The sequence below is a fragment of the Pseudomonas sp. ATCC 43928 genome (assembly GCF_005938665.2).
Taxonomy (GTDB): domain Bacteria; phylum Pseudomonadota; class Gammaproteobacteria; order Pseudomonadales; family Pseudomonadaceae; genus Aquipseudomonas.
On the sequence record NZ_CP041753.1, the window covers coordinates 6,402,177 to 6,415,168 of the forward strand.

General features: G+C 60.6%; 14 protein-coding genes. 4 read left to right on the top strand and 10 right to left on the bottom strand.

Annotation, left to right across the window (positions count from 1 at the left end):
* The first annotated feature begins 4 nt into the window (after nt 1–4).
* Nucleotides 5–592 carry a penicillin-binding protein activator LpoB gene (lpoB, locus tag FFH90_RS29585; RefSeq protein ID WP_007941608.1) on the top strand — a complete coding sequence of 196 codons (588 nt, stop codon included), beginning with the start codon at nt 5–7 and terminating at the stop codon, nt 590–592.
* A gap of 3 nt (nt 593–595) precedes the next feature.
* The gene (locus FFH90_RS29590) at nt 596–1,339 is read left to right on the top strand and encodes a hypothetical protein (RefSeq protein ID WP_018927554.1); all 744 of its coding nucleotides are present in this window, start codon (nt 596–598) and stop codon (nt 1,337–1,339) included.
* A gap of 70 nt (nt 1,340–1,409) precedes the next feature.
* On the opposite strand, the gene FFH90_RS29595 is transcribed toward FFH90_RS29590, so the two are convergent.
* The 3 genes from FFH90_RS29595 to FFH90_RS29605 form a co-directional block, all read right to left on the bottom strand.
* Nucleotides 1,410–2,042, bottom strand: coding sequence for a LysE family transporter (locus FFH90_RS29595; protein WP_018927553.1), 633 nt, complete (start codon nt 2,040–2,042; stop codon nt 1,410–1,412).
* A gap of 117 nt (nt 2,043–2,159) precedes the next feature.
* Complete coding sequence (locus FFH90_RS29600; protein ID WP_019650132.1) at nt 2,160–2,750, bottom strand: mechanosensitive ion channel family protein; 591 nt, start codon at nt 2,748–2,750, stop codon at nt 2,160–2,162.
* Nucleotides 2,750–4,660, bottom strand: a complete 1,911-nt coding sequence (locus FFH90_RS29605; protein WP_064621055.1) for an ATP-binding cassette domain-containing protein — start codon at nt 4,658–4,660, stop codon at nt 2,750–2,752. Before FFH90_RS29605 ends, FFH90_RS29600 begins: the two co-directional genes overlap by 1 nt.
* A 50-nt stretch (nt 4,661–4,710) precedes the next feature.
* On the opposite strand from FFH90_RS29605, the gene FFH90_RS29610 reads away from it, so the two are divergent.
* Nucleotides 4,711–5,175: a TIGR02444 family protein gene (locus tag FFH90_RS29610; protein ID WP_111453027.1), complete on the top strand. Its 465-nt coding sequence runs from the start codon at nt 4,711–4,713 to the stop codon at nt 5,173–5,175.
* On the opposite strand, the gene FFH90_RS29615 is transcribed toward FFH90_RS29610, so the two are convergent.
* On the bottom strand, nt 5,172–6,365 hold the full coding sequence (locus tag FFH90_RS29615) for an AlgP family protein (protein ID WP_138866487.1): 1,194 nt from the start codon (nt 6,363–6,365) through the stop codon (nt 5,172–5,174). The two genes, FFH90_RS29610 and FFH90_RS29615, sit on opposite strands and share 4 nt — an antisense overlap.
* A gap of 192 nt (nt 6,366–6,557) precedes the next feature.
* Here FFH90_RS29615 and FFH90_RS29620 point away from each other — a divergent pair, with 192 nt between their 5' ends.
* Complete coding sequence (locus FFH90_RS29620; protein ID WP_018927548.1) at nt 6,558–7,223, top strand: FKBP-type peptidyl-prolyl cis-trans isomerase; 666 nt, start codon at nt 6,558–6,560, stop codon at nt 7,221–7,223.
* A gap of 61 nt (nt 7,224–7,284) precedes the next feature.
* Here FFH90_RS29620 and FFH90_RS29625 read toward each other — a convergent pair whose 3' ends face one another.
* From FFH90_RS29625 to hemC, 6 genes are all read right to left on the bottom strand, one after another.
* Nucleotides 7,285–7,755 carry an Rsd/AlgQ family anti-sigma factor gene (locus FFH90_RS29625; RefSeq protein ID WP_018927547.1) on the bottom strand — a complete coding sequence of 157 codons (471 nt, stop codon included), beginning with the start codon at nt 7,753–7,755 and terminating at the stop codon, nt 7,285–7,287.
* Between the two features lie 178 nt (nt 7,756–7,933).
* Nucleotides 7,934–8,485, bottom strand: a complete 552-nt coding sequence (locus FFH90_RS29630; RefSeq protein ID WP_018927546.1) for a disulfide bond formation protein B — start codon at nt 8,483–8,485, stop codon at nt 7,934–7,936.
* A 361-nt stretch (nt 8,486–8,846) separates the two neighbouring features.
* Nucleotides 8,847–10,085, bottom strand: a complete 1,239-nt coding sequence (locus tag FFH90_RS29635; protein ID WP_111453030.1) for a heme biosynthesis protein HemY — start codon at nt 10,083–10,085, stop codon at nt 8,847–8,849.
* Nucleotides 10,082–11,236: a uroporphyrinogen-III C-methyltransferase gene (locus FFH90_RS29640; protein ID WP_018927544.1), complete on the bottom strand. Its 1,155-nt coding sequence runs from the start codon at nt 11,234–11,236 to the stop codon at nt 10,082–10,084. Before FFH90_RS29640 ends, FFH90_RS29635 begins: the two co-directional genes overlap by 4 nt.
* A 16-nt stretch (nt 11,237–11,252) precedes the next feature.
* Nucleotides 11,253–12,020, bottom strand: coding sequence for a uroporphyrinogen-III synthase (locus FFH90_RS29645; protein ID WP_111453032.1), 768 nt, complete (start codon nt 12,018–12,020; stop codon nt 11,253–11,255).
* Nucleotides 12,017–12,958 (bottom strand): hydroxymethylbilane synthase, encoded by a 942-nt coding sequence (hemC, locus tag FFH90_RS29650; RefSeq protein ID WP_111453033.1) that lies wholly within the window; start codon nt 12,956–12,958, stop codon nt 12,017–12,019. Before hemC ends, FFH90_RS29645 begins: the two co-directional genes overlap by 4 nt.
* Nucleotides 12,959–12,992 lie beyond the last annotated feature (34 nt).

The following is a 12,992-nucleotide window of genomic DNA, read 5'->3' on the forward strand; positions in this document are numbered from 1 at the left end:
TCCCATGTTTGCACGCTTTTCGTTCATCGCCGTCATCGCCCTCCTGGCCAGCGGTTGCGCCAACACTTCGCCGACGCTGGGCAGCAAAAACATCAGCTACGGCGACACCAAAGCCGTGGAAACCGTGACCAACGAGTTCGGCTCCACCGACCTGCAGATGATCGCCGAATCCATGACCCGCTCCCTGGCCCAGTCCGGCATCCTGCAAGGCCGTCCGGTGGTTCAGGTCTACGACGTGAAGAACAAGACCAGCGAGTACATCGATACCCGCGAAATCACTACCAGCATCAAGACCCAGCTGATGAAGTCCGGCGTCGCCCGTTTCGCCAGCGACAACACCGCAATGCAGAGCCAGGTCGACCAGCTCAAGCTGCAAAACCAGAGCGGCCTGTACAAGAAGAGCACCGTGGCCAAGACCGGCAACATGATTGCCGCCCAATACCGTCTTGAAGGTTCGATCAGCTCGATCGTCAAGCGCAGCAGCGACTACAAGGACGTCTTCTACAAATTCAGCCTGCAATTGATCGACGTTGAAAGCGGTCTGGCCGAGTGGATGGACGAAAAAGAGATCCGCAAAACCACGGAGCGTTAATCGATGCGCACATGGATTGGCATGATGGCCCTGGCTTGCGCATTCAGCGTGCAAGCGGCCCCGAAAGTTGCAGTAGCGGATCTGGCGTACCAGGAGCGCGTGGAGCAATACGTCCACACTGTTTCGGCACAGAGTAACCATAGCCAGAGCTATTACGGCGCCAGTGGTTCTTCCAGTTACGAAGAGTACGAAGCCACCAACAGCTACATCGAGCAAGGCGAGTTGCGCAAATTCACCGGCGACATCAAGGGCGAGATCCTGCGCACCGGGATGTTCCAGTTGGTGCAGGGCACGCCTTACACGGCATCGTCCAAAGGCGACGTGTATGACGTGATCAAGCGCATCAAGGCCGGTAGCTTCAAGGGTGCCGACTATGTGCTGTTCGGCACCGTGTCAGACATCGACTTCACCCGCGACATGAACGAGCTGGCCAACACCGACAGTTACTCGGCGGTGCTGGCGTTGACGCTGGTGGCGGACTTCAGCCTGATCAACACCAAGACCTTCGAGATCACCTCGGCCTTCACGGCGATGGGCGAAGGTCAGGACACCAAACTGGTGAATGGCCGGGACATCCGGGTTTCCCTGAACCGCCCACGGGTGGTGCGTGACGTGTCCAAGGCGTTGGGTGAAGACGTGGCTTCACAACTGAGCCAACAGCTCGGTGGTGGCGGTTACGAGCAGCCGGGGCAGGCACCGCTGCGTAATAACCTGCCGCGAGATACGGCGCCGGTGATTCTGCACTGATCTCAGACTGGCCACTCTGTAGTAATGAAAAAGGCGACCTCAATAGGTCGCCTTTTTTGTGCCTGAAGCTTTATGTCGCTGCTTTGCGCAAAGTCGCCATGAATGCCGCCGCGCCGATGAACAGCCCGGCAAAAGTGCGGTTCATGCGTTTCTGCTGCCTGGGCGTGCGCAACAAACGCAGGACCTTGGCCGCCAGCCCGGTGTAGCCGGCCATGACGATCAGGTCGACACAGATCATGGTCACGCCGAGGATCAGGTACTGGGCCACTAGCGGCGCATGGGGATCGATGAATTGCGGCAGCACCGCGAGCATGAACACCAAAGCCTTGGGGTTGCTGACGTTCACTAGAAAACCGCGGAACACCAGCGCCATCGGCTTGCCGATCTGCCGAATGGCAGCGTCGTCGCTCATCTCATTGGGCAGCGCGCGCCATTGCTTGACCGCGAGGTAGACCAGGTAAGCCACGCCGAACCATTTGATCGCATAAAAGGCAGTGGCGGAGGCCGCGAGGATCGCACCGACACCGGCAGCGACAATCGCAATTTGCAACGCCAGGCCCAGTTGCAGACCCAGGGCGTTCCAGTAACCGCGCCAGAAACCGTAGCGCAGGCCGCTGGACATCGACGCAATGGCGCCGGCACCGGGGGAAAGACTGATTACCCAGCAGGCGGCAAAAAATGCCAGCCATGTTTGAAGCAGCATTGCACACCTCGACTCAGACTCGTGACAAACGTCTAAGCTAATGCGCCTTACGACCAATGACTACCGATTTTTTGCAGGACAGAGTGACTGCCGACCAGCGTTGACGGCGGTAGCGTCCTATCGAGCCTGCTTTTCGAACCCGTTTGAAGGAAATACATCAGTACCGCGCCAGCGTCGAACCGAGCGCTGGAAGAACAGGCTGTTGGGCACTTGCACCATGGCACTGCCGGTACCGAGCTCTTCGGCTTCGATCAGCGTGGTGTAGAGCAGATTGATCGCCACCACCCGGCCCTTGACGCCCGGCTTGTCGGTGGTGTCCACCAACTCGACCACATCGCCGATTCGGAATGGGCCGACGGTGAAGATCAGGATCGCGCACAACAGATTGGACAGCACGCTCCACATGGCGAAAAACGCCACGGCAGCCACCGCCACGAAGCCGGACAACGCGGTCCAGAGCACCGTGGCCGACACCCCAAGACGCTCCAGCACGAAGATCAGCGCGCTACCCATGATCAGCCAACGCAAACCACCGCGCAGCGGCATCAAGAACTGCGGCGGGAACGGGTAACGCTCGCCCAAGCGAGTCAGGCCTTTAGCGACGACGCGCTGAGCGACATAGCCGGCCAGCAGGATCAGCAGGATTTGCACGACCAGCCAGAGCGGCTCGACCCACATCGCCGGCAACGGCAGCTTGAAGGCCTCCATCAAGACAGCGCCTCCAGCTCCGCCTGCATGCTTTCGAGCAATTCGAGCGCTTCCATCCAGGCTTCTTCCAGCTCGGCTTCACGCACCTTCAGCCGGGCCTGCTCGGCCAGCAGATCACGCAATTCGTTCTTGCGTGCCGGCTCGTAAATATCGCTGTCGCCGAGGCTGGCGTCGATCTTCGCCAGTTTCTCGTGCAGCTTGCCCAACTCGGCTTCGAGCTTGTCGGCCTCGCGCTTGTGCGGTGCCAGTTGCTGACGCAACGCGGCGGCGGCCTGGCGCTGGGCTTTCTTGTCGGTCTTGTCCGGGTTGACCGGGGTATTGCTGACCGGCACGTTGCGCTGACGGTACTCCACCAGCCAACGGGTGTAGTCTTCCAGGTCGCCGTCGAACTCCTCGACCTTGCCGTCTGCCACCAGATAGAAATTGTCGGTGGTGCTTTTAAGCAAATGACGATCGTGGGAGACCACCAGAACCGCGCCACTGAATTCCTGCAACGCCATGGTCAGCGCCAGGCGCATTTCCAGGTCCAGGTGGTTGGTCGGTTCGTCGAGCAGCAACAGGTTCGGTCGGCCCCAGGCGATCAGCGCCAGGGCCAGTCGCGCCTTTTCGCCACCGGAGAAATTCAACACCGGCTCATCGATACGTGCACCCCGGAAGTCGAAACCACCGAGGAAGTCACGCAGGGTCTGCTCACGTTCGGTTGGCGCCAGGCGCTGCAAGTGCAGCAACGGGCTGGCCTTGGAATCGAGGGAGTCCAGTTGATGCTGGGCGAAGTAACCAACCACGGTGTTCTCGCCCCGGGTCAGTCGGCCCGCCAATGGCTCGAGCTCACCGGAGAGGTTCTTGATCAGGGTCGATTTACCGGCACCGTTGGGGCCGAGCAAACCGATCCGCGCGCCAGGGGTCAGTTGCAGCTTGACCTTCTCCAGCACGGTTTTTTCGCCATAACCCAAGCGAGCGTCCGATAGATCGATCAGCGGGCTGGAGATTTTCTGCGATTCGCGAAAGACGAAATCGAACGGCGAATCGACGTGCGCGGCGGACAGCTCTTCCATCCGCTCCAGCGCCTTGATCCGGCTCTGGGCCTGACGGGCCTTGGTGGCCTGGGCCTTGAAGCGGGCAATGTAGCTTTCCATGTGCGCACGTTGCGCCTGTTGCTTCTCGTACGCCTGCTGTTGCTGTGCCAGACGTTCGGCACGGGCCCGCTCAAACGCGGTGTAACCGCCGCGATACAGGGTGATCTTGCGTTGATCGACGTGAGCTACGTGATCGACCACGGCATCGAGGAAGTCCCGGTCGTGGGAAATCAGCAATAAAGTGCCGGGGTAGCTTTTGAGCCACTCTTCGAGCCAGATGATGGCGTCGAGGTCCAAGTGGTTGGTCGGTTCGTCGAGCAACAACAGGTCCGAGGGGCACATTAAAGCCTGCGCCAGATTCAGACGCATCCGCCAGCCACCGGAGAAATCTCCTACTTGCCGGTCCATTTGCTCGTTGGTGAACCCAAGGCCCGCCAATAGCTTGCGAGCCCGGGCATCGGCGGTGTACCCATCGGCGCTGTCGAGCTCCGAGTGCAGGCGGGCCTGAGCGGCGCCGTCATGGGCCGCTTCGGCCGCCGCCAGGTCGCGTTGCACCTGACGCAGGCGCAGGTCGCCATCGAGCACGTAGTCGACCGCCAGGCGCTCGAGGGTGTCGACCTCCTGGCGCATGTGGGCGATGCGCCAGTCGGCCGGCAGGAAGCAGTCACCCGAGTCCGGGTGCAGCTCGCCCCGAAGCAAGGCGAACAGGCTCGATTTGCCGGCGCCGTTGGCACCGATGAGGCCGGCTTTGTGGCCGGCGTGCAGGGTCAGCTCGGCGTCTTCTAGCAGACGTTGCGGGCCACGCTGTAAAGTCAGGTTCTGAAGTCGAATCATAATGGCGGCGGAGTCTACCAGCTTCGCTCGCAACTGGCGCGAGTAGCACTATGTCCTCTGACCTGTGGAGCTTTTCCCTCGACACTTACGCCCTTCCCGGCGTTGAACACGCCTGCCTGCAATTGCAGGCAGCGGGTGTGAATGTGTGCCTGCTGCTCTGTGGATTGTGGCTGGGGCAACGTGGAGTCGCCTGCAACGAACAACGCTTGCAGCTGCTACGCGATGTAGCCGGGCCTTGGGACGTGGATGTCGTGCAACCGTTACGCACCTTGCGCCAGCAATGGAAAGCCGCTGCCAGCGAGGATGCCGGTCTGGATGATTTGCGCGAAAAAGTGAAGACACTGGAGATGGAAGCCGAAAGGCATTTGTTGCTGCGACTGGAGCGTTTGGCGCAGAGTTGGCCGCAGTGTGGAGCGACCGATCCAACGGCCTGGCTGGAAGGTATGGCAGCAGGCGCCGCCAACCTGAGCCGCGACGCGCTGCATCAGCTGCGCGTCGCGGTAACCGGCACTTAGGAAGCGCTGGTTGGGGTAGTGCTGGTGCTCGACGATGCCGCTGGCGCAGGCGAAGCTGTCGAGGTAGTGGCTACCGGAGCCGGCGAAGCCGATGCAGCTGGGGCCGGGGCCGGGGTTGCTGGCTTGGCAACAGGTGCGGCAGTCGGCTTTGCAGCAACGACTGGCTTTTTCACGGCCGGTTTTGCTGCTGGCTTGGCGGCAGGTTTTGCAGCCGGTTTGGCAGCGGCAGGTTTGGCTGCTGGTTTCGCTACAGCTGGTTTGGCGGCAGTGGCTGACTTGGCAGCGACGGCAGGTTTCGCAGCAGCAGTTTTGGCAGCCGGTTTAGCGGCGGGTTTGGCTGCAGTTTTTGCAGCAGGTTTCGCCGCCGGTTTTGCAGCAGGCTTGGCTGCAGGCTTGGCTGCAGGCTTGGCTGCAGCGGTTTTAGCCGCGACAGGTTTGGCGGCAGTTTTGGCTGCTGGTTTTGCAGCAGGTTTAGCGGCCGGTTTGGCAGCTGCAGTTTTCGCCACGGCGGGTTTGGCAGCCGTGGTTTTGGCAGCGGGTTTAGCGGCAGCTGTTTTGGCAGCGACTGGCTTAGCGGCAGGTTTGGCAGCTGTCGTTTTAGCTGCTGGTTTCGCAGCGCTGGCAGCGACTGGTTTTTTCGCCGCAGGTTTTGCGGCTGGTTTCGCTGCAGCTTTTACCGGTGCTTTGGCGGCGGTTTTTTTAACAGGAGCCGCAGCAGGCTTGGCCGGTGCTTTTGCAGCAACCGGTTTGGCAGCGGCTTTCTTCGCAGGTGCCGCGGCTGGCTTGGCCGAACGCAGGGACAACGCCTTGCCGACAGCCTCTTGGACACGACCGACACCCTGGGCCAGTTTCAGGCTTTCTTGAGCGTCGCGTTTGAGTTGCAGGATGTAGCTGCGAGTTTCGGACTGACGAGCCTTGAGGGCGTCGAGCAGGTCCTCAAGTTCTTTCACCGCATCTTTGGCCTTGGCTTGTGCCTTGGCTTTGCCGGCCGCCGCAGCGTCCTGCAATTTGGTGCGGGATTTATGCAGTTTTTCCTGCGCTTTTCCGCGCTGCTTTTCCAGTTTGGCGAGCAGTTTTTCAGCATCAGCCAAGGCTTGGGAACAAGCGTTTTCCAAGTGCTCGAGCAGGCTGCCCGAGAGTTGTTGGAGTAAGTGCAACGGAGTATTTACTGGCTTCTTGGTGGCCGACATGGTTTACCTCCTGGCTGACGTGAATGCGGCTCATACTAGACCTCTGCTGCAACCGCCGCTAGGGCATGTTGACAGTATCGAAAGCGCTGCGTTGCAACGAAGTAAAAATGTTCTGCGCTTACGCAAAACCAGTTCACCTTCGAGAGCATTCACACTGGCATAATCCTGCGCATCTCAGGTCGGAGAGTGCCTATGTCGCGCTACCTTTTTTTATCGCTGTGCATGTTTTTTTCCGTGGTCCAGGCCGCCGAAAAAACCACCACAAATGACGCTCACGATCTCGCTTACAGCTTGGGTGCGAGCCTTGGCGAACGCTTGCGCCAGGAGGTTCCGGACCTGCAACTTCAGGCACTGCTCGAAGGTTTGCAGCAAGCCTACCAAGGTAAGCCGCTAGCGCTGAAAGACGAGCAGATCGAACAGATTCTTGCCGAGCACGAAGCCCAGGTCGCCGAGCAACCCGCCGTCGCGCAAAGCGAAGTTGCCCTCGAAAAAGAGCGGCGCTTTCTCGATGAGGAAAAAACCAAACCTGGCGTCCGTCAATTGGCAGATGGAGTATTGCTGACCGAGCTGGCTCCCGGAACTGGCGCGAAGGCAGGACCGAACGGCAAAGTCCAGGTGCTGTATATCGGTCGTCTACCTGATGGCACCGTGTTCGATCAGAACAGTCAGCCGCAGTGGTTCAGTCTTGATAGCGTGATCAGCGGCTGGCGTAGCGCGCTGCAAAATATGCCGGTCGGCGCAAAATGGCGCCTGGTAATTCCATCGGCGCAAGCCTATGGCGCCGACGGTGCCGGCGACTTGATCGCGCCGTTCACGCCGCTGGTATTCGAAGTCGAATTGCGTGGTGCTACAAGCTGAATGCCGGAAACGAAAAACGGTGCGCATTGCGCACCGTTTTCAGTGTCTAGCCGGGAAGGGTTCAGGCCTGAACCGAACTCTCTTCCTTGTGGGCGGTGTGCAGCACTTCGATCAGGCAATCTTCCAGTTCGAAGCGTTCACGCAGTTGGCTGCCCAGCTTTTCCAGCGCTTCGGCGAAACGCTCGGTGTCGTTGCAGTCACCCTTGTGACAATGATCATTGAACGACAGCGCCATCTCGGTGCTCACGTCGATACGCGGGTTGATCTGCTCCGCCAGTTCAAGGCCGCCATCGTCGCCAAAGGCCTTGGCCTCATTGACCAGATGCTCACTCACTTCGAAGTGCCAGGCAGAAACGTAATCGACAAGAATCTCGCAGAACCGACCGTTCAAGGACTTGTCGGCGAAAGCCGGTTTGGCATTTCGCAAGTCGTGGAACGACTTTACCAACTCTTCACGCTCTTGTAGCCAGCGGTCAATGAGCTTATGAACCCCACCCCAGCGTTCCTGAGCATTCTGACAACTATCTAACATGGCGATCTCTCTTCCCTAATGGGTCATGCCGTTCTACGCCTGACCAAGACTCGGCACATCCGGTCTTGGTCAGGCAGAACAGCAACGAGCAACATAATTCCAATGATACGTGCGGGCCAGATTATGCCCGCGCGCCTATGGCTTCAAGGTACGCAGGAGATAAAGTTCATACAAGTGTTTAATCGCCCGTCAATACCCGGTGCGACGACTCGCCGCTGAGCGGTCGCTGACAGGCGATCCAGACAAGGCGCAGCAATTGATACCCGCCCAGAATCATCATCGCAACGAAGAACAACAGGCTCCATTCCGGGATACTCAGGTCGAACAGCGTCCAGGAAATTTCCGCGCAGTCGTCGGTTCCCTTGAACAACCGTTGCAAGGCACACAACCAGGGCGTACTGGCAAACAGATCAGTCAGGTTGGGCGAGCATGCCGAGAGCTGATGCACCGGATCACTCTGCAACACAACCTGCCGCCACGCCGTGACGGTACCCGCCACACTGCATAGCAGACCCAGTAACCAATACAGGAATGATCCGAAGCGACCAGGCCCCTGCACCGAAGCCATCAGGCAGACACCCGTGAGCAGCGCCAGGCAAACCCGTTGCAACAGGCACAACCCGCAAGGCTTGAGGCCGACCGCATATTCCAGGTAATAGGAAACGCCCAAGGCCAGGGCACCTGCAATGAAAACCATGAAAAACAAGGAGCGTGAGCAGGCCAAAGACATGGCTTTTCCGTAACTGTAGAGACAAGCGGTTACGGTAGAGGAAAGCGCAGCAGCCTTTCAAGGCAGGCCAGCACGGACACTTCACCAGAAGTGTAGGGAATTCCCGACAGAGTCGAGAGGATAAGATGTAGTCCGCTGTAGGACTTTGCCAGACCAGGACCACAACTCAAAAACAGTGGCAGACTCGGAGCGGTTGGATTGCCCTGACGAACGACTCCCCCTGTAGCAGCTGGCGCAGCCGGCGTTCGGCTGCGCAGCAGTCGTAATCGGTTTAACACGACTCACCTGATCCGACTGCGGCGCCTGATTTACGACTGCTGCGCAGCCGAACGCAGCCTTCGGCAGCGGCTACAGGCCGGCATCAAGCATGAGCCGGCACCGGCAGCGGAGCCGACAGCAAGCGCTCGTCCAGCAGGCCCAAGCCCTCCTGGAACAACTGATTACTGCGTTCAGTGTCACCCAATTGCGCCAGCAACCGCGCCAGTTCGGCGCAGGCTTCAGGATTACGCTGTACACGCAGACTGTTTTCCAGATAATCCCGGGCCTTGCCCCACAGACTGCTTTGCAGACACAAACGGCCCAACGTCAGCAACAGGCTCGGGTCGGCCGGATGATCCTTGAGCCAACCTTCAGCGGTGTGCAGCTGTCTGGCCGGATCGCTACCGCGAACCAGACCGTACAGGCGTGCCAGATGACTGTCGTATTTGCGCTTGAGAGCCGTACGCAGAACCTCTTCGGCCTCGACCTGCGCTCCCAGTTGCCGCAGTTGCTCGGCATAGGCGAGCACCAGTTGCGGTTCCTGCCGCTGAGCGGCGGTGAGCTGCTGCCAGGCACGAGCGAGCGATTGCAAACCGACCGTTCCGTCCTCTTCCCGGTGCGCCGCCAACGAAAGATTCTTACCCCAGGCGCGTTGCTCCAGTTCAGCCAGCTCGGCCGGCGGCAGCACCTTGTCCTTGCGTAACTCCGGCAGCAAGCGAATCACTGCCGACCAGTCGCCCCGCTGCTGATGCAGGCGTTGCAACTGGCGCAGGGTCTGGACGTTATGAGGATGACGCTCGTGCATGGCCTGCAGGGTGACCAGGGCGCCGTCGGTGTCGCCGCGGTCGGTCTGCAATTGGGCATGACTCAAGGCAATCGCCAGCTCGGCCTGGGGCTGTCGCTCCAAAGCGCGCTCCAGCAAGTTATCGCTTTCCTGGTAGAGACCTTGTTCGTTCGCGGCGCGGGCAGCACCCAAGTAGTAGAGCAGTGGCTGACGCTCGGCTTCTGCCGCGCGATACAGGTGACGCTGAGCACTGGCCCAGCGGCCCTCGGCCAAATCCAGCTGGCCGTGCTCGATCGCCACTTGCACCCGTCGACTGCGATTGCGCCGCGACCATGGGTTGACCACCCCACCGGAAGTCGTCACCAGTTCGACCAGCGCCTTGATGCCCCAGAACACCAGCCACAGCACGGCCACCAAGGCCAGGGTTGCCCACAGGCTCGATTCGTAACGGAAGCTCTTGTAGGCGATCAGCACGTAGCCGGAATGCTCGGCAATCGCCAGCCCCAAAGCGGCGGCGGCAGCGATGACCACGAACACGATCACATAGAGACGCTTCATGGTGTGGCCTCCTGCGCAGTGCTCGCGGCAGGTTTGCCAAGAGGTTTCACTGAGTCCTCGGCGTTGACGTTGCGTCGCTCAAGGTAAGCCTGGACGGCGCTCAACGTGCCTGTCAGATCCGGCGTGACCACCGTGACTGGCTGTTTGCTCAACTCGGCCACCTGCTCCAGCATGATCTTGCTCTGAGGGTTGTCCGGGTTGAAGTTACCCTTGAGCACGTCCCGCGCTTCGGTCAGCGCCTGAGTGTAGACCGCAGCCTGACCGTTGAGCGCGGCCCACTGCGCCTGTTCCAGCGCCAGGCTCAGGGCCAGACGCACCTGGCTCAGGCTCTGCCCTGCCAGCAATGGACGGACATTCTTGTCGGCGTTGAAATCGATTCGGATGTAACGCGAGATCTGATCCCACCATTGCGCCCAGCGACTGGCGCCGTCGCCATCGGCCGTCAGGCCCAGCAGGGATTCGCCACGGTCCTTGTACTCGGGCGCCAGTTCGGTGAGGCTGATCACTTGATCGCGCAAGGCACCCAGTCGCAGGAACAACCCGGTGCGATCCGGCTGTTCGGTACTGCGCAGGGCCACCAGGGTTTTGGCCACTTGCTCGCGAGCGGCAAAAGCCCCCGGGTCATTCTGTTCACGGAGTATCTCATCGGCCCCCTGCACCAGGGCCTGGGCGCTGCTGATGTCCTGCAACGCCGACAGACGCAGGCTGGCCAGTCGCAGCAAATGCTCAGCCTCGGCCAGACGCCAATCCTTGCGGCTGGCACCGAGGACGGTTTCCAGGCGTTGATTCAAACGCTGTTGATCGCCCTGAAGTTGAGTGACCAAGCGACTGCGCGCATCGAGCTCTTCGGCGGCAGGCATTTGTTCGAGGCGAGCGGTCAGACGCTGCTCGTTGAGCTTCAGGCTCTGCGCCTGATCGTTCAACGCCTGTACCTGACTCAACTGTTGCAGGTTATCGGCTTGCAGGTGACGCACCTGCCAGACTCCCCAACCGCCCACGGCAACACCGGCAGCGCCCAACAGCAGCGCGACGATTGCCAGCCCATTGCCTCGGCGCGGCTCAGTAGCAGGTGGCCCGGTTACAACCGGTGCTTCTACCGGCGCATCGAGCACCGGCTGGACGTCATCTTTAGGCAAGGCTGTTTTGCTCACGTATCCATCCTTTGCATTAGAAAACGGGTACGGGGTGCTCCCGTAACGCCGTCAGCAAGGCCGCGGCACTGGCGCCACGACAATCCACAACTGTTTGGGCCCCGGCGGCGCGTGCCAGCTCGGCGACCCTGGGGCTTGGAACAAACAACGGCAACCGCGCCATGATCGGCCAGGCATCGCCAGCCAATCGGTGCAGGTGCTCAAAACCCTGTCCACTGCTGACCACCAGCCCGTTCAAGCGTTCCGCCTCGATCCGCTCAGGCAACGCTGCCGGTGGGTACTGCGGTAAGCCGCGTCGGTACAACTCCAGATACTCGACACTAGCACCAAGCTCGCGCAAACGCTCAGCCAGCAACTCGCGCCCACCCTCCCCACGCACGATCAACACCCGAGGATCGGGACGGGCGATAGCCTCGCGCAATCGTGGAAGTTCAAGCAAGGCTTCGCTGTCATCACCGTCGGCCGGGAAACTCACATCCAGCCCGTTAGCCTCGAGGATCTGCGCCGTTGCCGCGCCGACGCTGAACCACGTCAGAACCGGCAGTTGCGGCCAATGCTGGTGGAGCAGCTCGACAGCGATTCTGGCGGCCGGCTTACTGACCACGATCACCGCGCAATAGTGATCCAGGTCCTGAATCACTGCGCACATTGTGGCAGAGGCCGGCATCGGCTCGATGTCCAAAAGCGGCAAGCTGCTACTGAAAACCCCCGCGTCAGCCAACACGCAGGCAAGCGCCGCCGATTCATCCGCAGGGCGCGTCAGCAGCAGGCGCCAGCCAGTCACTCGTGCCCAGCCTCGCCGTAGACTGCTTTGAGAATGGCGTCGGCGCCCTGACTCAGCAGGTCTTCGGCCACTTGCACGCCCAGGGCCTCGGCCTTGCTGCGTGGCGCTCGGGCCTCGGCGCAGAGCAGCAGGCCGCCGTTCGGATCGCCCACCAAGCCACGCAACCAGATCTGCTCGCCTTCAAGCACGGCGTAGCAGGCGATCGGCACCTGGCAGCCGCCATTCAGATGTTTGTTGAGGGCACGTTCAGCGGTCACGCGGATGGCCGTATCCTGATGATGCAGCGGCGCGAGCAGTGCATGAATCTCAGTGTCGGCGCTACGGCACTCGATACCGACCGCGCCCTGGCCTCCGGCCGGCAGGCTGTCATCGACACTGATGGCCGAGGTGATGCGGTGTTCGAAGCCCAGACGAATCAAACCCGCCGCGGCGAGGATGATGGCGTCGTATTCGCCGGCATCGAGCTTGGCCAGGCGCGTGTTGACGTTGCCACGCAGGAAGCGGATTTCCAGATCCGGACGACGGGTCAGCAACTGAGCCTGGCGGCGCAGGCTGGAGGTGCCGACGATGCTGCCTGGTGGCAACTCATCCAGGCTGGCGAAGGTATTGGAGACAAATGCATCGCGCGGGTCTTCGCGCTCGCAGATGCAGAACAGACCGAGGCCTTCGGGGAAGTCCATCGGCACGTCCTTCATGGAGTGCACGGCAATGTCGGCTTCGTTTTCCAGCAGCGCGGTTTCCAGCTCCTTGACGAACAGGCCCTTGCCGCCGATTTTCGACAGGGGCGAATCGAGCAGCTTGTCGCCGCGACTGACCATGGGCACCAGCGTCACGAGCAGGCCCGGATGGGCCTGTTCCAGACGAGCCTTGACGTATTCGGCCTGCCACAGGGCGAGAGCACTTTTGCGGGTGGCGATGCGGATTTCGCGAGAGGACATGGATCAATCCGTACTGAATAGATACGGCAGATAA